Source organism: Vreelandella titanicae, from assembly GCF_014697095.1.
In the GTDB taxonomy this organism is placed as follows: Bacteria; Pseudomonadota; Gammaproteobacteria; order Pseudomonadales; family Halomonadaceae; genus Vreelandella; species Vreelandella titanicae.
In genome coordinates this window covers 201,973-222,387 of the sequence record NZ_CP059082.1, presented here as the reverse complement: position 1 = coordinate 222,387, position 20,415 = coordinate 201,973, and the positions used below count along the sequence as shown (strand labels likewise).

General features: G+C 57.1%; 17 protein-coding genes. 9 read left to right on the top strand and 8 right to left on the bottom strand.

Annotated elements, in window-relative coordinates; all coding sequences use genetic code 11:
- Positions 1 to 10 precede the first annotated feature (10 nt).
- Together HZS52_RS01015 and mdoH are read left to right on the top strand one after the other, a co-directional pair.
- Positions 11 to 1,597, top strand: coding sequence for a glucan biosynthesis protein G (locus HZS52_RS01015; RefSeq protein WP_051052184.1), 1,587 nt, complete (start codon positions 11 to 13; stop codon positions 1,595 to 1,597).
- The gene (gene mdoH, locus HZS52_RS01010) at positions 1,590 to 4,109 is read left to right on the top strand and encodes a glucans biosynthesis glucosyltransferase MdoH (RefSeq protein ID WP_190374010.1); all 2,520 of its coding nucleotides are present in this window, start codon (positions 1,590 to 1,592) and stop codon (positions 4,107 to 4,109) included. The genes HZS52_RS01015 and mdoH overlap by 8 nt, the downstream gene beginning before the upstream one ends.
- Positions 4,110 to 4,199: 90 nt before the next feature.
- Here mdoH and HZS52_RS01005 read toward each other — a convergent pair whose 3' ends face one another.
- Positions 4,200 to 5,147: a helix-turn-helix domain-containing protein gene (locus tag HZS52_RS01005; protein ID WP_009288377.1), complete on the bottom strand. Its 948-nt coding sequence runs from the start codon at positions 5,145 to 5,147 to the stop codon at positions 4,200 to 4,202.
- A 214-nt stretch (positions 5,148 to 5,361) separates the two neighbouring features.
- Between HZS52_RS01005 and HZS52_RS01000 the strand changes: the two genes are divergently transcribed.
- The 6 genes from HZS52_RS01000 (at position 5,362) to HZS52_RS00975 (ending at position 12,336) form a co-directional block, all read left to right on the top strand.
- Positions 5,362 to 6,777 (top strand): ethanolamine ammonia-lyase subunit EutB, encoded by a 1,416-nt coding sequence (locus tag HZS52_RS01000; protein ID WP_027957818.1) that lies wholly within the window; start codon positions 5,362 to 5,364, stop codon positions 6,775 to 6,777.
- Positions 6,767 to 7,603 carry an ethanolamine ammonia-lyase subunit EutC gene (gene eutC, locus HZS52_RS00995; RefSeq protein WP_190374009.1) on the top strand — a complete coding sequence of 279 codons (837 nt, stop codon included), beginning with the start codon at positions 6,767 to 6,769 and terminating at the stop codon, positions 7,601 to 7,603. The genes HZS52_RS01000 and eutC overlap by 11 nt, the downstream gene beginning before the upstream one ends.
- Before the next feature lie 115 nt (positions 7,604 to 7,718).
- Entirely contained in the window at positions 7,719 to 9,158 is a 1,440-nt protein-coding gene (gene eat, locus HZS52_RS00990; protein WP_009288378.1) for an ethanolamine permease, read from the top strand.
- Between the two features lie 84 nt (positions 9,159 to 9,242).
- Positions 9,243 to 9,737, top strand: coding sequence for a CIA30 family protein (locus tag HZS52_RS00985; protein WP_022520108.1), 495 nt, complete (start codon positions 9,243 to 9,245; stop codon positions 9,735 to 9,737).
- An 81-nt stretch (positions 9,738 to 9,818) separates the two neighbouring features.
- Positions 9,819 to 11,579, top strand: a complete 1,761-nt coding sequence (aceK, locus tag HZS52_RS00980; protein WP_190374008.1) for a bifunctional isocitrate dehydrogenase kinase/phosphatase — start codon at positions 9,819 to 9,821, stop codon at positions 11,577 to 11,579.
- Between the two features lie 43 nt (positions 11,580 to 11,622).
- Entirely contained in the window at positions 11,623 to 12,336 is a 714-nt protein-coding gene (locus HZS52_RS00975) for an SIR2 family NAD-dependent protein deacylase (RefSeq protein WP_009288380.1), read from the top strand.
- A gap of 186 nt (positions 12,337 to 12,522) precedes the next feature.
- On the opposite strand, the gene bioA is transcribed toward HZS52_RS00975, so the two are convergent.
- From bioA to bioB, 6 genes are read right to left on the bottom strand one after another with little or no spacing between them, the layout of a single operon-like run.
- Positions 12,523 to 13,797, bottom strand: a complete 1,275-nt coding sequence (gene bioA / locus HZS52_RS00970) for an adenosylmethionine--8-amino-7-oxononanoate transaminase (RefSeq protein ID WP_041157554.1) — start codon at positions 13,795 to 13,797, stop codon at positions 12,523 to 12,525.
- On the bottom strand, positions 13,794 to 14,483 hold the full coding sequence (gene bioD, locus HZS52_RS00965) for a dethiobiotin synthase (RefSeq protein ID WP_009288382.1): 690 nt from the start codon (positions 14,481 to 14,483) through the stop codon (positions 13,794 to 13,796). The genes bioA and bioD overlap by 4 nt, the downstream gene beginning before the upstream one ends.
- A complete protein-coding gene (locus tag HZS52_RS00960; RefSeq protein ID WP_190374007.1) occupies positions 14,480 to 15,262 on the bottom strand; it encodes a methyltransferase domain-containing protein in 783 nt (260 codons plus the stop codon). Before HZS52_RS00960 ends, bioD begins: the two co-directional genes overlap by 4 nt.
- Positions 15,259 to 16,005 carry an alpha/beta fold hydrolase gene (locus HZS52_RS00955; RefSeq protein WP_190374006.1) on the bottom strand — a complete coding sequence of 249 codons (747 nt, stop codon included), beginning with the start codon at positions 16,003 to 16,005 and terminating at the stop codon, positions 15,259 to 15,261. The genes HZS52_RS00960 and HZS52_RS00955 overlap by 4 nt, the downstream gene beginning before the upstream one ends.
- Positions 15,987 to 17,144 (bottom strand): 8-amino-7-oxononanoate synthase, encoded by a 1,158-nt coding sequence (gene bioF / locus HZS52_RS00950; protein WP_190374005.1) that lies wholly within the window; start codon positions 17,142 to 17,144, stop codon positions 15,987 to 15,989. The genes HZS52_RS00955 and bioF overlap by 19 nt, the downstream gene beginning before the upstream one ends.
- Positions 17,137 to 18,216, bottom strand: a complete 1,080-nt coding sequence (gene bioB, locus HZS52_RS00945; RefSeq protein WP_159176033.1) for a biotin synthase BioB — start codon at positions 18,214 to 18,216, stop codon at positions 17,137 to 17,139. The genes bioF and bioB overlap by 8 nt, the downstream gene beginning before the upstream one ends.
- Positions 18,217 to 18,380: 164 nt before the next feature.
- Here bioB and HZS52_RS00940 point away from each other — a divergent pair, with 164 nt between their 5' ends.
- Positions 18,381 to 19,181 carry a tRNA-uridine aminocarboxypropyltransferase gene (locus HZS52_RS00940; protein WP_159176034.1) on the top strand — a complete coding sequence of 267 codons (801 nt, stop codon included), beginning with the start codon at positions 18,381 to 18,383 and terminating at the stop codon, positions 19,179 to 19,181.
- Here the strand turns inward: HZS52_RS00940 and HZS52_RS00935 are convergent.
- The gene (locus HZS52_RS00935) at positions 19,116 to 20,390 is read right to left on the bottom strand and encodes a TraB/GumN family protein (protein ID WP_159176035.1); all 1,275 of its coding nucleotides are present in this window, start codon (positions 20,388 to 20,390) and stop codon (positions 19,116 to 19,118) included. The genes HZS52_RS00940 and HZS52_RS00935 overlap by 66 nt on opposite strands.
- Positions 20,391 to 20,415 lie beyond the last annotated feature (25 nt).

Below are 20,415 nucleotides of genomic sequence, written 5' to 3'. Positions count from 1 at the left end.
ATGACGCTAAATGAGTGGATCGACCCGGTTAAGTAAATTTTCAAGCTGCAAAGGTTTTTTTTCAGTCGCCGTTCTGGGTGGCCTGCTGGTTGGAAGCATCCCTCTTGAGGCTTTTGCATTTGGCTTCGATGATGTCGCTAGAAAAGCAGAGGAACTAGCCCAACAGGGCTACCGAGCCCCGGAAACATCTTTGCCTGATGAGCTGCGCGAACTCAGCTATATGGAGTATTCGCAAATACAGTTCAAGCGAGATCGCGATGTGTGGAGCGGTAAAGGCGCACCGTTCACCCTGAGCTTTATCCATGAGGGTATGCATTATGACAGTGCCATCCAATTAAACAGCGTTGATCAGGAGGGGGGGGTACATGGCTTTGCCTATAATCCGGATGATTTTACCTACGGTGATTTAGGCATCTCCGACGAAGTGAAGAATAGCGATGGCATTGGTATTGCCGGGGTCAGGATCAACCATGCACTCAATGAAGGTGATCGCAAAGATGAGGTGATGGTCTTTCTGGGGGCTAGCTATTTTCGCGCTATTGGCGAAGGGCAGGTTTATGGGCTTTCCGGGCGAGGACTTGCCGTTGATACAGGGCTACCTTCGGGCGAGGAGTTCCCTCGCTTCAAGGAAATATGGATCGTCGAACCTGGCCCGGAAAGCCAGTACTTGACTATTTTCGCACTGCTTGACTCACCTAGCGTGACCGGTGCATACCGCTTCGTGCTGCGTCCCGGAGAAGACACTATAGTCGACGTACAGTCGCGGTTATATTTGCGTCGGGCTGTCGAGAAACTAGGGATAGCTCCACTCACCAGCATGTATCTTTACGGCCCAGAGCAGCCCTCTTCGACACAACACTATATCCCGGCAATCCATGATTCTAATGGCCTTTTGATCAATGATGCGCAGAATGGCTGGCTGTGGCGCCCGCTAGCCAATCCGGCCAGATTGATGATGAATAGGCATGCAACACCTCAGTTACGCGGTTATGGCTTGATGCAGCGTGGCCACAATTTTAGCGATTATCAGGATATTGCCGCACGTTATGATCTGCGCCCAAGCGCCTGGGTCGAGCCACAAAACGAATGGGGGGCGGGTAGCGTTGAGCTGATTCAGATTCCGACTGACAACGAGACCAACGATAATATCGTCTCGATGTGGCTGTCTGATGAACCCCATGAGCCGGGAACACCGCTGGCATTCGATTACCGTATTACGTTCACAACCAATGAAAGCCGCCACCTTGATCCTCAGCTTGCCTGGGTTGAAGAAACACGTCGCTCACGGGGAGAGGTGATGCGCGATAACCTAGTGCGCGAGCCCGACGGGACACTCGCTTTTGTCCTCGATTTTATCGGGCCCTCGCTTTCCGGTATCGGCAGCGATGCAAATATGACCGTTGAGGCAAGCGTGGGCGATAATGGAGAATTGGCGACTAGCCGCGTTGTTCATAACCCAGCGACCAACGGTTGGCGTGTATTTGTCAATGTGAAGCGGAATAATGGCAGCCAGCCCTTGGATATCAGGGCCAAGCTAATGCTCGATGGCAAGCAAATGTCCGAAACCTGGTACTACAGGCTGCCTGCTAATGGCTGAAATGATGTCTTCATCGCAGGCAACGCCAACGGATATTTATTTAGAGCGCTTGGCGTTGGAGACCCAGAATCGTAAGGAGCGCTACAAGTTACTGGTCGGTGATCTTGATAAGCACGACATGGCGTCGCTACACGCTGCGTTGAGCGAGGATAGTGATGGGGATGGTAATTGGCAGAGAGGTGACAATAGTGATCCTGCAGCGCTGTCAGTAGGTCGGCGCCTGGCGCTTGCCTATGCAGAGCCGCCGCTAGCGCCGCCAGACGTGCTGTCTACGGACACCTCCGGTATTACCCGCCTGCAAACTGCGCCACCGATGAAGCGAACGCCGTTGGCGCCCCAGCAGTGGTCGACCAATCCTTTCGTGAATATTGGTCGCCGCTTCAAGCGCTGGGCAAATGGTGATTTTCGTCGGCGCAGAAGAGAGTCACCCTCCGCGTCCTGGAAGTGGGTCGCCACTAGGCGACGCTGGGTTTTGCTAGTGCTGATTTTCGGTCAAAGTATCATCGCTGCCAATCAGATGCGTACTGTCCTCCCCGGCCAGGGCCTGCAGTGGCTTGAGATAGCTATCCTGTCGTTATTTGTATTGCTATTCGCTTGGGTATCCGCCGGGTTTTGGACTGCCTTGATGGGGTTTTTTCAGCTATTACGAAGCCATGACCGCTACGCCATTGACAGCAAGGTGGGCGACGAGCCGATTGATGATGAGGCACGCACAGCGCTATTGGTGCCAATCTGTAACGAGGATGTTGCCAGGGTCTTTGCCGGGGTGCGCGCCACCCTGGAATCCCTGCGCAGTACGGGTAATGACCGGCATTTCGACATCTTTATTCTGAGCGATACGTCCGATCCCGATATTGCCATTCAAGAAACCTATGCCTGGCTGGTGTTGTGTCGTGATCTGGATGCTTTCGGTCAGGTTTTCTATCGCCGCCGACAGCGTCGAGTCAAACGCAAGAGCGGTAATCTTGACGATTTTTGCCGCCGCTGGGGAGCGCTCTATCGTTATATGGTGGTGCTGGATGCCGATAGTGTCATGAGCGGCAAATGCCTTACCCGGCTGGTGCAAATGATGGAGGTGCACTCCAGGGTTGGCATTATCCAAACAGCGCCACGCGCTTCGGGGCGCCTCAACCTGTACGCTCGGATGCAGCAGTTTGCGACACGGGTATACGGACCGCTGTTTACTGCCGGGCTTCATTTTTGGCAACTGGGCGAGTCGCATTACTGGGGTCATAACGCGATCATTCGCCTCGCCCCGTTTATGCAGCACTGCATCCTGGCGCCACTGCCCGGTAAAGGCTCGATGTCTGGGGAGATACTATCCCATGATTTTGTTGAGGCGGCGCTGATGCGGCGAGCCGGTTGGGGGGTATGGATTGCCTACAAATTGGAAGGCAGCTTTGAAGAAATGCCACCTAACCTGCTCGATGAACTCAATCGCGACAGACGCTGGTGCCACGGAAATTTGATGAACTTCCGGCTGTTTTTCTCGCAAGGCATCCACCCCGTCCACCGTGCCGTTTTCCTGACCGGTTTAATGTCTTATCTTTCCGCGCCGCTATGGTGTCTTTTTTTAGTGCTTTCGACCGCGCTTTTAGCAGTGCATACCTTTAGCACGCCCGACTACTTTCCTGAGCCGGGAATGTTGTTTCCTGTTTGGCCACAATGGAATCCAACCTTAGCGGTGGGGTTGTTTGGTGTGACGGCGTTACTGCTGTTCTTGCCTAAGCTACTCAGCGTATTGCTGCTGTGGATACAGGGGAGTCGTCAATTTGGCGGGCCTCTCAAGGTATTGGAAAGTATGATTCTCGAGTCGCTATTCTCGATGCTATTAGCGCCGGTAAGGATGCTGTTTCACACCCGCTTTGTACTGACGTCATTGATGGGGTGGGCGGTTCAATGGCGCTCACCATCACGTGAAAATAGCGACACGACGTGGGGGGATGCGTTCCGCGCACATTGGAGTCAAACCCTAATAGGGGCTGTGTGGGCAGCGGGTGTTTACGTTATGGAGCCTACATTTCTGTGGTGGCTCTCGCCCATCGTCGTCGCTTTGATGCTGTCTATCCCGGTATCGGCACTGTCGAGCCGTGTCTCGTTAGGGTGGTTCTGCTTTCAAAAGCGGCTTTTCCGGATCCCCGAAGAAACACAGCCGCCCCGTGTGCTGCGGCGCATGGTGAGGTTGCTTTCCCACATGAATACCGGAATGGCGGCGCCGTCTTTTGCCCAAATGGTGGTAGATCCTGTGCCGAATGCGTTGGCTACTGCTTTAGGCACATCACGGCATACCGATGCCGAGCCAATACGCCAACGTCGGGCCGAGCGGGTTGCACGCGGAGTCAGGATGGGGCCTGCGGCAATGAGTAAGCTGGAGCGTTTGGATTTTCTAGATGACCCGGTGATGATGTCGCAACTGCACTACCACGTTTGGGAAGACAGCAAGGCACATCACAGTTGGTTTGACTGTGGTCTGCCAGGCCGTGAATCCAAGCACCTCCCAACCTTCAACTAGAGCCCTAAGCTGACGGTCTTTTTTAGTTACTCTCGCATTTAATCAGGCCGGCTGAGAGGCTGGCTTGTATTGCCGCTATCACTGACTCGCTTATAACGTTTTCGCACTGAGCGTTTGCGATGGGCTCTCTCCGAACTGCTGCTTGTAGTCGTGGGCGAACTGTCCCAAGTGCCAAAAACCCCAGTAGGTGGCTATTTCCGTGACCGATTGTTGCGGAGATGCCGCCCGCAGCGCCCGGCGCACGCGGTTCAGCCGGGTCAGGCGTAAGAACTGTAGCGGGCTGATGCCCAGGATGGTGGTGAAGCTGTACTGCAGTGTGCGGCGGCTAACGTGGGTAAGCTGACAAAGCTCCTCCATCGTCACGGGGCCTTCCAGATGCTCATCCACGTAGCGCTTGACGCGATCAACCACTTCCTTGCGATGGGCATAGCTGGGTGGCAGCTCAGCACTGGGCTGCTTGACCTGCAATAACTCCAGTAGCGCCATCAGCAGAATGTCTTGATGGATATGGCTGGCGATGGACAGCGTCTGACTGGTGAGTAGACGTTCAATGAGGAACGACACGGCGCGCAGGGTGTCACCGGCCGCTTGGCGACGGGGCATGGCGTGCCAGTGTGTATCCAGGCTGACCCCCTGCCGCTTGGCTGCCGCCGTCAAGGCGGGCAACTGGATCACCAGCCCATAGATGTCGAATCCTTCCGGCGTCACCAGTTCAAAATCACGTCCACCCGGGCGGCACATCACCTCGCCCGCACTGAGCGCTTGTCCATTGATGCGCGAGCCTTGATGGGTAGTGGGAATACCGATCCACAGCGACTCAGGCCATACCCGGCAGTCCTGACGTAGCGCTTGCCCGGTATGCTCCTTGAAGACCTGCATGGTTTCCAGTGCCACCTCATCCAGCCGCCCGTAGAAACTCCCTGGGCTGAGCTGATCGTACTCCTGTTGCCATCGCGTCAGGTTCTGCGCGTGCTCATCGGCATCAAAGGCCTCTTGAATGCACCTTGTTGGTGCAAATGAGCTGTCGAGCGTGGTCATGAAGCGCTCCTCGCAGTGATAAGTTGGCTAATCATAATTTATGTAACGCCTTAACTTTTTGTATTTACTTGAGTAAAGCGAAAGTTAGTGAGTTTGCCAAAACTTGATACTCCCTCTCTATTGATAACGCTATGGTGGAAACAAGCAAGTTTTGTACTTCAGCGCGATGTCAACGCGATCAACAACAGCCATCGTAATAAAAAAGGATAGCCCCATGGCGCAGACCTATCACACGACGGTGGGGAGTCGCAGCTATCGCTTTGCATGCCTGGCAGAGCTGATGGCTAAAGCCACGCCGCCCCGTTCAGGCGACCGTTTGGCCGGAGTAATGGCGGAGAGTGCCGAAGAGAGGGTGGTCGCCCAGATGGTACTCGCCGAGCTCCCGCTTACCACTTTTTTGAATGAAGCCCTGATTCCATACGAAGAGGATGAAATCACTCGGCTGATTATCGATGACCATGACTCCGACGCTTTCGCCCCCATCCGTCACCTCACCGTCGGCGATTTTCGTAACTGGTTGCTCTCCGACCACGCTACCAGTGAGGTGTTAGCAGAAGTAAAAACGGGGATTACCCCCGAAATGGCCGCTGCCGTCAGCAAGCTGATGCGCAATCAGGATTTGATTCTGGTGGCCAAGAAGTGCCGGGTCACCACCGCTTTTCGCAACACAATTGGCCTGCCGGGGCGGCTTTCCACTCGGCTTCAGCCCAATCACCCCACCGATGATGTGACCGGCATTGCGGCCAGCATTCTGGACGGCCTGCTCTACGGCAGTGGCGACGCGGTGATTGGCATCAACCCAGCGACGGATAACGTTGCCCAGAGCGTCAAGCTGATGCGCTTGATGGATGAAGTGATCCAGAAGTATCAAATCCCCACCCAGTCCTGCGTGCTTACCCACGTAACGAATACGCTGGAAGCCATAGAGCAGGGTGCCCCGGTCGATCTGGTCTTCCAGTCGATCGGCGGCACTGAGGCCACCAACCGCAGCTTTGGCTTCGACTTGAGCACCCTGGCCGAAGCCGAAGCGGCGGCGCAGTCGCTCAATCGCGGTACGGTGGGGCGCAACGTGATGTATTTCGAAACCGGCCAGGGCAGCTCGCTTTCTGCCGACGCTCACCACGGGCTCGACCAGCAAACCTGTGAAGCCCGCGCCTACGCCGTTGCACGCAAGTTCAAGCCCTTGCTGGTGAATACCGTGGTGGGTTTTATTGGCCCAGAGTACCTGTTCGATGGCAAGGAGATCACCCGTGCAGGCCTTGAAGACCACTTCTGCGGCAAGCTATTGGGCGTGCCCATGGGCTGCGATGTCTGCTACACCAATCACGCCGAAGCCGACCAGAATGATATGGATAACCTGCTCACGCTGCTCGGCGTGGCGGGCTGCAACTTCATTATGGGTATCCCAGGCTCTGACGACATCATGCTCAACTACCAGACGACTTCGTTTCACGACGCGCTCTATGCACGGCGGGTACTGGGGCTGAAGGCCGCGCCGGAGTTTGAGCGCTGGCTCGAAGAGATGCAGATTTTCCAGGATGTTAGCACCCACCGGCTCAATGACCAGCTGCCCGCCGCCTTTGCCAACAGCCTGCGCCACCTGCCCAAGGAGCCTCGCCATGGCACATGATCCATCATCACCCATCGTGGTGGAGAACCCCTGGGAGCGGCTGAATGCCTTTACCGACGCGCGAATTGGCCTGGGCCGCGCTGGGGTCAGCCTGCCGACCAGCAAATTGCTGGCGTTTCAGTTGGCTCACGCCCAAGCACAGGATGCGGTTCACTGTCCGCTGGATGTAGCAGCGCTGGCCTCCGAGCTGACCCAAGCCCTCGATTTGTCTGAGGCACCGCTGCGCCTGCACAGCCATGCCCAGGATCGTGCCATGTACCTGCAGCGGCCCGACTATGGCCGTCGCCTTAACGACGAGACCCGTGAGCACCTGCAGAAAGCTGCCGCGTCCCAGCAGCGCTATGACCTTGCGATCGTCGTGGTCGATGGGCTTTCTGCGTTGGCTGTACAGCAAAACAGTGCTCCGTTTCTTGGCGCGCTTTATCAGATGCTGAGCAGCGATGCTGCTGATTGGCAGCTAGCACCACTGACGCTTGTCGAGCAGGGGCGGGTGGCGATTGGCGACGAAATTGGCGCACTGCTCAATGCCGACGCCGTGCTCGTCATGATCGGCGAACGACCGGGGCTGAGTTCGCCGGATAGCTTGGGGTTGTATATGACCTGGGCGCCCGAGCCGGGGCTCAAGGACGATCGACGCAACTGCATTTCCAATGTGCGTCCGGCAGGTTTGCAGGTGGAAGAGGCCGCCAGACGCTTCTTTCTGCTGTTAAAAGAGGCCCGTCAGCTCAAATTGTCGGGCGTTAAGTTGAAAGACCGCAGTGAAGACGATGTGCTGGAAGGTGACTCAGCATCAGGCTCGACGCGTAACTTCCTGGTGGCGGATTAACGTCACCCAAAAAGCGACAACCTATAACAACGATCACACAACAAAACGGAACAACGTTGGTAAACCACAGCACGCCGCTGACGACGATTTCGTTCCACACTGAAAGGGCAAAACGATGACACAACCAACGATAGATCAAGCGTACCTGGCAAAACGCCAACTGCGCAAAGGCACCGCTGGCTGGATGCTGCTGGCGGGCCTCGGGGTTTCCTACGTAATTTCCGGTGATTTCGCCGGGTGGAACTTTGGTATTGCTGAAGCTGGCTGGGGTGGCTTTGCGATAGCCGCGTGTCTGATGGCGTTAATGTATCTGGCGCTGGTGCTGTCACTTGCCGAAATGTCGGCGGCGATACCAGCGGCTGGAGGCGGCTACAGCTTTGCCCGCCAGGCAATGGGGCCTGCTGGCGGCTATCTGACCGGGTTGGCCGTATTGATCGAGTATGCCCTGGCGCCAGCGGCCATTGTGATCTTCATTGGCGCCGCCGTAGAGTCGTTGCTGGGTATCAACGGCCCGCTGGTCTACCTCATTTTCTACGCGCTGTTCATCGGCATTCACCTGGCGGGTGTGGGGGAAGCGCTAAAAGTCATGATGGTCATCAGTGGCTTGGCAGTGTTTGCCATCCTGGCCACCGCCGTCGCACTGATCGGTGATTTTGATGCCGCCAACCTGTTTGATATTGCTCCCACCGATGCGGCAGGTGCGAGCACCTTTATGCCGTTTGGTTGGTACGGCGTCTGGGCGGCACTACCCTTTGGTATGTGGCTGTTCCTGGCGGTAGAAGGCGTACCGCTTGCGGCCGAAGAGGCTAAAGATCCTGCTCGGGACATGCCCAGAGGTATCATCGGCGCGATGTTGTTCCTGCTCTTCACAGCGCTGTTAGTCGTGGTGCTGCTGGCCGGTGCCGCGGGCGCCGAGATGATCGGTCAAAGCGGCGTGCCGCTGGTAGATGCGCTGAATGCAGCAGGTAATCCGACCCTGGCAACCGTGGTGAACGTACTGGGCCTGGCGGGGCTGATCGCCTCCTTCTTCTCGATTATTTATGGCTACAGCCGGTTGGTGTTTGCGCTCTCACGGGCAGGGTACCTCCCCAAGGCGCTGTCGCTGACCAGTGGCCGTAAAGTGCCTTATCTTGCCCTGATCGTGCCCGGCGTGTTTGGCTTTCTGGTGTCGTTGAGCGGTGAAGGCGACCTGATGCTGGGCATGGCCGTGGTCGGTGCGACGATCTCTTATGCGCTCATGGCACTCAGCCATATTCTACTGCGGGTAAAACAACCCGACCTGCCGCGTCCGTATAAAACGCCTGGCGGTGTCGTTACCTCGGGGATTGCACTGGTGCTTTCCCTGGTTGCGCTCACCGGGGTATACGCCTTCGACCCACGCGCCTTTAACTACACTATCGTGCTGTTCATTGTTGGCGCAGCCTACTTCTTCCTCTACAGCAAGAATCACCTCGTAGCGAAAACCGCCGAGGAGGAGTTTGCGTTGGTGGTCGCGTCACCTGAAGATCTGGATGATATTGACTCAGATCCTGTGGTCACGACAGCGAAGCTGTAATTCACAAGACTAATCAGCCTAGGCTGAACAAGCCTCTTTGCCCAGCGGCAAAGAGGCTTTTTTGGCTAATGATAAGGAGTCGTCATGGCGTTGACATTTGATAGTCCCAGCGAGCAGCAGCGCTGGTACTCCGTTGATGATGGCGTGATGGGTGGCGTTTCAAAGAGTGGTTTTTGCGTTACCGATGGCGTAGGTCGCTTTCAGGGCGAGGTGTCGCTTGAAAACGGTGGTGGCTTTGCCTCCGTTCGCCGCGAGCCCAATGGGTTCGAGCCAACGCTAGCGGATGCCCAGGGCATAGAGCTGACCGTGCGGGGCGACGGACGTACCTATCAACTGCGCTTGAAAAGCACCTCCCTTGGCAATGCCTCAGCGTACCGAGTGAAATTTACGCCTTCTCAAGATGCCTGGGAGACGCTGTACTTCTCATGGGATGCTTTTGAAGCGGTGAGGCGGGGAACGCTATTGAGTGACGCCCCGGCAGTAACGCCAAGCGAGATTCACCAACTTGGCTTTTTAATCGCTGACCGCACCGCGGGGCCTTTTTGCTTACGGCTCAAACGTATTGCGGCAGTGCGCTAAACTGGGGCTACCCAACCAAGGTCGTCTCGCATGTAGTTTGCCGTTAGGCAACGCTAGCGCAAATCAACAGGAGCCCAGCCCGTGAAGCACTCGCCTGCATACCGCTTAGCGACGACGATTTTGCATGGCTTTGATGAGTACCGTGCACGTTTTAAGGAGATTACCGCCGATGCCAGCCGTCGTTTCCGTGACGCGGCGTGGCGCGAAACGCAGCAGGCATCCGCCGAGCGTATCAATCTCTATAAGGAAAAGATTGATGACACTCTGGGGCGCTTAAAGCGTACCTTTGATCCCGAGGTGGTGTCTCACTGCGAGTGCTGGCGCGAGGCGCGCAACCACTACGCTGAGTTGATCAGCCACCGACTCGATTATGAGCTCGCTGAAACCTTCTTTAACTCACTGTTCTGCGCTATTTTCCATCATCGCCATATCCGCAACGACTGGATGTTTGTGTATAGCTCCCGGGAAGATGCCGCCCACCGCTCGGGAATTGACCTATGCCGTCGCAAACAGGTTAATGGCGACTGGCAGGCTGCCCTCAAATGGGCACTTATCGATGCCCCCTTCGAAAATCGCTTTGCGGAAATAGATCAGGATACTCATCTCGGCGCCACCTTCTTACAGCAGCACTTACCCTCGGCGATTTTGAATGCCAGTGATGCTGAAATCGAGCTACTGAATAGCGTCTTTTATCGCAATAAAGGCGCCTATTTGGTGGGGCGAATCCTGGGCAGCGGCGAGCAGGTGCCGCTGGTGCTGCCGGTACTCCATGGCGAAGGGTTTGGTGAGCAGCAGGGGGGCGACCCTTGCCTACACCTGGATACGGTACTGATCGAAACCGACGAGGTGTCGATTATTTTCTCCTTCACCCGCGCCTACTTCCAAGTTGAGGTAGCGGTACCCAGGGAGTTTGTCGATTACCTGCAGCAGCTGATGCCGCACAAACCGGAAGGCGAACTCTACGCTGCCATCGGCTTCTTCAAACATGGTAAAACCGAGTTTTTCCGGGCACTGAATCGTCAGGTCGCTAAGCGCGAGGATCAGTTTATTATCGCCCCAGGCGTGCGCGGCATGGTGATGGCGGTGTTTGTACTGCCCAGCTTTCGCACCGTCTTTAAGATCATTAAAGATAAATTCGACCCGGCCAAAGACGTGACCCACGCCGTAGTGCGAGAAAAGTATCGGCTAGTGAAACGTCATGACCGGGTAGGGCGCATGGCTGATACTCAAGAGTTCTCCAATTTTATTGTCCGCCAGGATCATTTTGCGCCGGAGTGCCTGGAGCACTTACTGGAAGTGGCTCCCTCAACCGTTGTGTTGAAAGACGATAAGGTGATTATCAAACACTGCTATACCGAGCGGATGATGACGCCGCTGAACATCTACCTGGAACAGTGCAGCGACCAAGAGAAGGAGACGGTGCTTAAGGATTACGGCAATGCCATTAAGCAAATGGCCGCGGCGAACATCTTTCCTGGCGATATGCTGCTGAAAAATTTTGGCGTGACACGCCATGGAAGGGTGATCTTCTACGACTACGATGAAGTTTGCTACCTCACCGAGTGCCGTTTTCGGCATATACCCAAATCCCAGGGCAATGACTTCCAGGGGGGTGATACGTTATCTATCGGCCCTAACGATATTTTTCCTGAGGAGTTTGGGCCTTTTATGTTTGCTAATAAGATCCTGCGCGACATGTTCATGGCGCAGCACCCCGAGCTATTTGATCCGGATTACTGGCTGGAACTGCAGCAGGCGATCATCGATGGCCGTGTCATCGACGTTTATCCTTACCGCAATAAGCAGCGTTTTGCGGGCAGTATCGGCCAGCTAGTATATTAGTGTCTTACTTAAGAAACAGTGAAACATAAACAACGAGGTCATCATGGCAGCAAGCCCGCATTTGGTGGTGTTTACCGGCTCGGGAATTAGTGCTGAGAGTGGTATCAAGACCTTCCGTGCCAGCGACGGCCTATGGGAAAACCATCCTGTCGAAGATGTTGCCACTCCCGAGGCGTGGCAACGTGACCCGCAGCAAGTGCTGGATTTTTACAATCAACGACGTGATCAGATCCGTCGTGCCAAGCCCAACGCGGCGCACAAGGCGCTAGCTGCCCTGGAGCAAGACGGCTTTAGCGTCAGTATCATTACCCAGAATATTGATGACCTTCATGAGCGTGCAGGCTCCCGCCATGTATTACATCTACACGGCGAGATTTTAAAAGCACGTTCGTCAATCGATGAGCGCATGCGCTACCCGCTGCCGAAAGGCGGCATCGAACTAGGCAATGTGTGCGACAAGGGCAGCCAACTGCGACCCGACGTGGTCTGGTTTGGCGAGTCGGTGCCGCTGTTTGCGGAGGCCTGTGAACTTGTCAGTCAGGCTGACTTTCTACTGGTCGTCGGCACATCGCTGGCAGTTATGCCCGCCGCTTCGCTGCTCTCGTACATTGACTACGACACGCCCTGCGCACTGGTCGACCCGGAGGCGGATATGCTCAGCCCGCCAGGTGTATTGGCAATTAACACCACCGCTGGAGAAGGCGTTCCAGCGTTGGTAAACCGCTGGAAGCAGCAGGGTAATCTACTGTTGTCTTGAAAATTCGAGACTGGATCGGCACAGCCTTCTGCGGGGGCGCTGTAAACCCGTCCATGGGCGCTACTTTTGTCATCTGACCGCCATGGATGGCGGAAATGCCGGAATTGTTGGGAACATTTTCCGGTCATGACAAAAGACCCCCGCTACAGGCTGATCCCGATCTCGTGTTTAGTAATCATTGTGGCTTTATTGAGGCCTTAAGAACCACGCCTTCATTACATCGGTAATCTGGCTAATTTCCGCTTCAGAAGTAATGTAGGCGGGCATGGTATACAGCCAGCGGCCAATGGGGCGCAGCCACACGCCGCGCTCGCGGGCGAAGTCTCCTACGCCTTTTAGCACCTCGGCGGAGTGCGCTTCGATCACCGCGGTGGCGCCAAGGACTCGAACGTCGGCCACTGCCGGATGTGTATTCAGCGCTTGGTCTTCAAGTAGCTCACGCTGCAGCTGCTGGCTGAGCTTCGCAATCTTACCTAGATAATTCTCTTCCTCGAAGACGCGCAGGCTTTCCAGCGCCACCCTGCAGGCCAACGGGTTGCCCATAAAGGTAGGCCCGTGCATAAAGGCGTGCTGGGGTGTATCGCCGATAAAGGCGTCGTGGACACGATCCGTGGCGAGCGTTGCGGCGTGACCCAAATAGCCGCCGGTCAAGCCTTTGGAGAGCACCATAATATCCGGCGTGACGCCTGCGTGGTCAGCGGCAAACAGCTTACCGGTGCGGCCAAAGCCGGTGGCGACTTCGTCAAAAATTAGCAGCACCCCAAACTCATCGCACAGTTCCCTGGCGCCAGTAACATAGTCCGGCGAGGTCATATTGAGCCCGCCAGCTGCTTGTAAAAGTGGTTCCATCAACAGCGCGGCGATCTCATCATGGTGGCGCTCAAGTACGCTACGCAGGGCGCTAAGGTCGTGCTCGACCTGTTCAGCGGTGGCATCAAAAGGGGCCGTGGGGGCCGGAGCAAAATGGTGCTGGGGCAGTAGGCTGGCGAACAGACTGTGCATGCCTTCTTCAGGGTCGCACACTGCCATGCAGCCGGTGGTGTCACCGTGGTAGGCCTTCATCAGCGAGAGCATCTTGTGCTTACCGGGGTTGCCGGTGAGCACCTGGTACTGGAGGGCCATTTTCATCGCCACTTCCATGCCCACCGAACCACTGTCTGAATAGAAAACGTGGTTCAGCCCGGCGGGGGTAATGCGCACCAGTTCACGAGCTAATTGATCGGCGGGCTTATGCGTCAAGCCGCCAAGCATCACGTGGCACAGCTCGCCTGCCTGTTCGCGAATGGCCGCCACCAAGCGCGGGTGGCCGTAACCGTGGATCATGCACCACCAGGAGCAGGTGGCGTCCAGCAGGTGTTCGCCGCTCTCAAGCACAAAGTGAACGCCGTCGCCGCCGACTACCTTGGGGGCGGGTGTCTGGGTTTTTAGGTGTGCATAAGGATGCCAAACCGGCGTGTTCATAACGGCTCCAGGGATAGGTAGGGGGCGGCAGTCGCGGCACTGGGGGCATCTAGATGGGGAATAATGCCTAAACAGGGAGCCGTCAGCTTGGCGTTTAGATGGGCAATATTGGCCTCAAAGCGGGCTGTGTCAGCCGCAAAAGCGGGGTCTACCACGCTGCCTGCCCAGCCGGCTAATACCAAGCCGTCGGCGCGAATGGCTTCTGCGGTTAAGCGGGCATGATTCAAGCAGCCCAGCTTTAGGCCAACCACCAGAATCACCGGTAGCTCAAGCGCCATCGCCAGGTCGGCAAAATCTTCCTGTTCGTTTAACGGTACGCGCCAGCCGCCGGCGCCTTCAATCAGAGTGATGTCTCTGGGTGTTTGGCTAAGCGTTTCGCGCAGCAAGCTAACGATGGTGCTAATCTCAAGCGGCTGACCCGCCTCTAACGCAGCGAGGTGAGGCGCAATGGCGGGGGCAAAGGCGATGGGATTCACCGTGGCGTAGTCGACCGGCGGCACGCTTTGATGCTGAAGGGCGAGAGCATCACTATTTTGCAGGCCTTCAGGCGTCGCTTGGCTGCCGGAGGCGATAGGTTTCAAGCCCAGCGTGCTCAACTGCTGTTGGCGGGCGGTATATAGCAATCCGCTGGTCACCAATGTTTTACCCGCATCGGTATCGGTGCCAGTCACAAACCAGACGTTCATAGCGATTTTTCCAATTGCAGCGTTAAGCAGTGGTAACTCACGGGTAGGCCTTCCGGTTGGCGGAGTTGTTCAAAGCGCGCTTGTGCGGCGGCGATGTCTCTTCGACTAAGGCTGGCTTGTGGCCGGGCAATCTGGGCGCCGACACCTTTGATGGACGCCATTACCGCCTTCAAGTCAGGGTAATAGAAGCGCTCAACGGTGGCCGTCTGCCGGGTGATGGTTAAGCCGCTTTCGCCGATGGCTCTCTCGACGCTGGCGCGATCAGGCGTTTGCAGCAGCGCCTCGGGGCGCTGCCAGGCAAAGGCGATCTCCTCCAGGGTGCCGGGCAGCAGCGTGGTGATATGCGCCTGCCCTCCAGGAGAGAGAACCCGGTAAAGCTGCTCCATCACCGCGCCAATGTCGGGGCACCACTGCACCGCCAGGTTGGAAAACACCAGATCAAATGCATGCTTACCAAACGGCAGGGCCGCAGCGTCGCCCGGTTGCCAATAAATGCTTTCACCGTGGCGCTGGCGGGCCTGTTCCAGCATACCGGGGGCTAAATCTAACCCCGTTATACGAGCATTCGGGTAATGTTCAGCTAACCGCTGAGTCCAGACACCGGTACCGCACCCCATATCCAACACGTTAAAAGCGCGTGGAGGTAACGAACCCCAAAGCTTCTCGCCTATGTGGCGCTGGGCAGTGGCGAGCACATCATAGCGGGGGGCAGCCCGGGAAAAGGCGTGGGCGACCCGTGCCTGCCAGCTGACCTTACTGTTCAGCATTAGGTCGCTCATAAAACCGCCATACTGGCGTTAGCCATCTGATTGGCATGATGGCCAATCGCGGCGGCGAGTGCATGGGGCTGTGAGAGCATCGGGCAGTGGCCGACACCGCTTAGGGGCTTGCTTACGCGGCGCTGGGCGGGGCTGATGAATGGATCATGGTCGCCGATGAGACGTACCACTGGGCAAGGGGGCGCCGCTAGGCGTGGGCGATTATCAATGGTTGCCAGCCAGTGTAGGCCGGTAGCCAAGGTGGGGCTGTCGGCAGGCGGTGTATCGCCCAATAAATCACGCAGTTGCCGGTGAACTTGCCGGGGGCCGGGCTCACCTTGGGTCTGCCAGCGCAAAAAGTGTTGCCAGGTCGCGGTGGGGTCGCGCTGAAAGGCGCGTTGGAAGGCACTCAGCTCGGCGCTAGTGACGCCACCTTTGGCGCTGACCTCGCCTTTGACACAGAACGTCTCCCCCGCACCGAGCAGAATCAGGCCCCGAGGTGGGGGAAGATATGCCAGTAGCGCCGTAGCAAGTAGCCCACCCAATGACCAGCCGACCCAGACCGCATCGCTGGCTAACGGCTCGGCCATAGTGTCGGCCAGCTCTTCCAGCGTAGCGTTCGCCCTCAGCGGGGGTGCATCGCCGTAGCCGGGCCACTCCACCGCGTGGGAAGATAGGTGAGTGGGCCAGTACGCCTCAAGCGGCTGCCAAATACGCTGGTCGATTCCCCAGCCGGAGAGCAGGATTAAGCGCAGGGGCTGCATAACGCCTCTTGGTGCTGGCAGTGGTGGAGCGCGGCTAACAGTTGATCAATATCGTCGTGCTGATGGCGAGCGCTTAAAGTCACACGCAGACGGGATTCACCCTTGGGCACTGTTGGCGGTCTAATCGCCCCCACCTGTATACCCTTTTGCTGGAGATGTAATGCCCAGCCTAGGGTGCGCGTTTCATCGCCCAGGATCAGCGGCTGAATGGGGGTGGCCGAATCGCTGAGAGCTAGCCCCAGGTGCAGCGCCTCACGGCGAAAGTAAGCGATATTGGCGTTTAGCTGAGCGCGGCGTTCCGGTTCGCCCTGAACGATCTCCAGCGCTTTTAAAGTCGCGGTGGAGATGGCCGGAGGTTGGGCGGTGGTATAGACATAGCTGCGTGAAAACTGGATCAGGTGATCGATTAACTCGGTATCACCAGCAACAAACGCCCCGGCGGTGCCTAATGCTTTTCCTAACGTGCCGACAAGAATCGGCACGTCCTTACTACTCCAGGTGTTGCCCACGCAGCCGCTGGCATTGTCGCCTAGCACGCCTACGCCGTGGGCATCATCGATCATCAGCCAGGCGCTGTGCTGCTGACTGACTTCGACCAGCGTGGCAATATCGGCGATATCGCCATCCATACTGAAAACACCATCGCTGACCACGAGCTTATGCGCGCACTCACTGCGTGCCAGCAGGCTGTTCAGATCAATGGCATCGCGGTGATGAAAGCGCCGCGAGCGGGCACCGCTTAACGCGGCGCCATCAATTAGCGATGCGTGGTTGAGGCGATCCTGGAAAATAGCGGTATGGCGATCTGCCAGCGCTTGCAGCACACCGAGATTGGCCATATAGCCGGTAGAAAACAGCAGCGCACGTTCGCGGCCTGTCCAGCGCGCTAACGCTTCTTCCAGGGTGTCGTGAATCTCTAGATGACCGCTGACCAAGTGCGAAGCACCTGCACCCGCGCCAAACCGGCGCGCGCCTTCCGCCTGGGCTTCACACACGCGAGGGTCTAGGGTGAGGCCCAGGTAGTCGTTACCTGCAAAGTCGAGGGTATTGTTTTTGGCTACCTGACGAGTTCGCCAGCGCTCCGTCTGTTGACGATGAGCGCGGGCGTCGGCCAGACGCTGTTGCCACGCTTCAGACACTGGCGTCTACCGCCAGCTCGGCAACCCTTTCGGCGTGCACCTGCTGCTGTGCCTGTTGGGCAAGGCGTGCTGCTTGAGTATCTTCGCTTTCGCAGGTCTCGCGCTTCTCAGGGTGCAGGCCCAGCTTGGCAAACAGGGCACGGTCACGATCCACTTGGGGGTTGCCAGTGGTCAGCAGTTTGTCGCCATAGAAGATCGAGTTGGCACCGGCCAAAAACGCCAGCGCCTGGGTTGATTCGTTCATCTGCTCACGGCCAGCGGAGAGCCGTACATGGCTTTGCGGCATCAGAATGCGGGCGACCGCAATGGCGCGTATGAACTCGATGGGGTCTAAATCTTCAACATTTTCCAGCGGTGTGCCGGGCACTTTCACCAGCATATTGATCGGCACGGATTCAGGGTGCGGGGAGAGCTTGGCCAGCTGTTGCAACAGGGCGCTACGGTCTTTGGCATCTTCACCCATGCCGAGAATCCCGCCAGAGCAGACCTTCATGCCCGCATCGCGCACGTTGGAGAGCGTTTCCAGCCGGTCGCTGTAGGTGCGGGTGGTAATGATCTCGCCGTAGAACTCTGGCGAGGTATCCAGGTTGTGGTTGTAGTAATCGAGCCCCGCCGTGGCCAGCCGACTAGCTTGCTCGCCGTCGACCATCCCCAGCGTCATGCAGGTTTCAAGGCCCACGGCTTTCACCTGACGAACCATCTCTTCGACCAGCAGTAGATCTTTATCCCGCGGGCTTCGCCAGGCGGCGCCCATGCAAAAACGGCTGGCACCTGCCTCTTTCGCTGCCTTGGCTTGTTCGACGACCTTTTCAATTTCCAGCAGCTTCTCTTTCTCCAGCTGGGTGTTGTAGTGGCCGGACTGCGGACAGTATTTGCAATCCTCGGGGCAGGCGCCGGTCTTGATCGACAGCAGAGTAGAGACCTGCACCGCGTTAGCGTCGAAGTGGGCACGGTGAACCTGCTGGGCTTGAAACAGCAGATCATTGAACGGCAGCGCGAAAAGCGCGTTGATCTCATCCAGCGTCCAGTCGTGGCGCTGCGCATGAGGAAGCTGTTCGTGGGGCACGGTCATGGTGTAAACCTTTTTACCTTTAATAGTTGACGAGACTTTAGCGGCGTTGCGCTTTGGGTGTCAACGTTGGAGATTTTTTAGGTTTACGGTGGTGGTGGAAACATTCGTCAAAAGATGATGCGCTCATTTATACTCTGCGCCCTTTTTCACATTCTGGAGCGTGGATGTCTGATGTTGATAGCTCTGTTGACGAGAGCTCTGTGAATCATGATTCAGCCGCTGAACATCCGCGTCCGCCGCGGCGCGAGTTCAAGGCGCGGGGCAGTTTTGTCACCCGCTGCGATAACTGTCAGCTCCCCGTACTGAATTGCCTGTGCCCCTATCAGGTGAAGGCGGAGAGCCATGCTCAGGTGTGGTTATTGACCCACCCCTTGGAGCATTACAAGCCAACCAACACCGGGCGTTTGATTGGTGATGTGGTCACGACGACCCAAGTGTTTACCTGGTACCGCACGGCGCCGGATGCACAGCTGGCCGCGTTGTTGAAAGATCCTCTTTACGCGCCCTTTGTGATCTTTCCCGATGATCAGCCCGACTATGCGGATCGGGTGGTTGGCATAGACGCGGTGCATGCGGCGAAAGCGCAGGCGCGCATTCCGGTATTTATTATTCTGGATGGCACTTGGCGTCAGGCGCGGCGCATGTTCCGTAAAAGCGCTTATCTAGATGCTTTGCCCGTGCTGCCATTGAGAACCGAGCGCGAGACGCGCTACCGGCTGCGCAAACCGGCGTCAAAATCGCACCTTTGTACTGCGGAAGTGGCTATCGAGCTGCTGCGCCAGGGCGGGGATACGGTTGCTGCGGACGTGCTGGATGACTACTTTGAGGTGTTTAACGATAGTTATGCGGCGAGCCGATTGCATCACAAAATCGACCCGCCTACTGCAGCGATGCGGCGCCTAGCCGCCAAACAGAGCACCGGCGATTCTGAATCCGGCCACCCAGGTGCCCACCGCGGAGCCTAGCGTGGCGAGAATAAACACCAGCAGGGTGCGCGATACACGGTTTTTCCACCAGCCTTTCAACTGCGTTACATCGTGGCGTAGCGATGAAAAATCGCGCACTTTGGGTTTGCGCATAAAGAGCTCAACCCCAGCGGCCACAAAGCCAGCGCCGATGGTGGGGTTCAGCGAGGTGAGCGGCGCGGCAAAGAAGGTGGCAATCACGGTCACCGGGTGCGCCATGGCGATAATCGTCGCACCGCCAGAGAGAATACCGTTAATCAAGAACCACTCAAGCACCAGTTGCCAGCCAAGGTCGGTGTTGCGTGAAAAGCCAATCGCAAAGCCGGTAAGCACCAACGCGGTAATCAGCCACGGCAGCGCTTTCCAAAGCTTGGACGGTGGCGGGGTGGCTTCCAGCGATTCGCGCTCTACTTTTGGCTCCGCGGGTAGCGGGGCTTCAAGATGTTCGCCGGTACCTTTGAGGTGGCCTGCGCCGAGCACCACTAACACGTGCTGGTAGCGCCCCGGCGGCGCGTCTTCGGCCAAACGCAGTGCCATATAGCGGTCGCGCTCGCGAATCAACGGTGTATAGAGCGCTTCGGATTCGGCGGCGAACTCGCTGAAGGTGGCCTCCAGCATATCGCCCTCTTTGAGCTTTTCGATGTCCTCTTTGGAGACATCCTGACGCGATAACACGCTGCCAAGCAGGCCTGAAAACAGCGAGAAGCGCTGCCACCAGGGCACATTGCTGTAAATGCGTTTCAGCGTTACGCCGACATCGCGGTCAACCAGCAACAGCGGCAGTTTCAGTCGGTTAGCTTCCTCAACTGCCGCACGCATTTCGGCCCCCGGCTGAATGCCGGATTGGTCGGCAATCCGTTGCTGAAAGGCGCCCAGCGCCAGGCTTGCGGCCACCATGCCCGCTTTACCTTGTTTAAAGACTTGGAACAGATCCTGCTCGCCCATGGCATCCGGGTTGGACATGCTGTGGTGGCGGGCGTCACATAACTCAATAGCCACTGCATCAAAGGCGCCGCTTGCCAATAGCGCATGCACGTCGTCGGCACTTTCCGCCGACACATGGGCCGTGCCCAGCAGCGTGTAGCGGGTTTCACCGACAGTGATTGTTTTTAACGGCCCGCTGGTGGCTGGCAGCGAAGTCGGTGTTTCAGCCAGCGACTCCGCTTCTGCGTTGGGCGTTTCGTCGTGAGATGTATCTTCGTGGTTCATTAACAGCTCTCAAATCGATCAATAA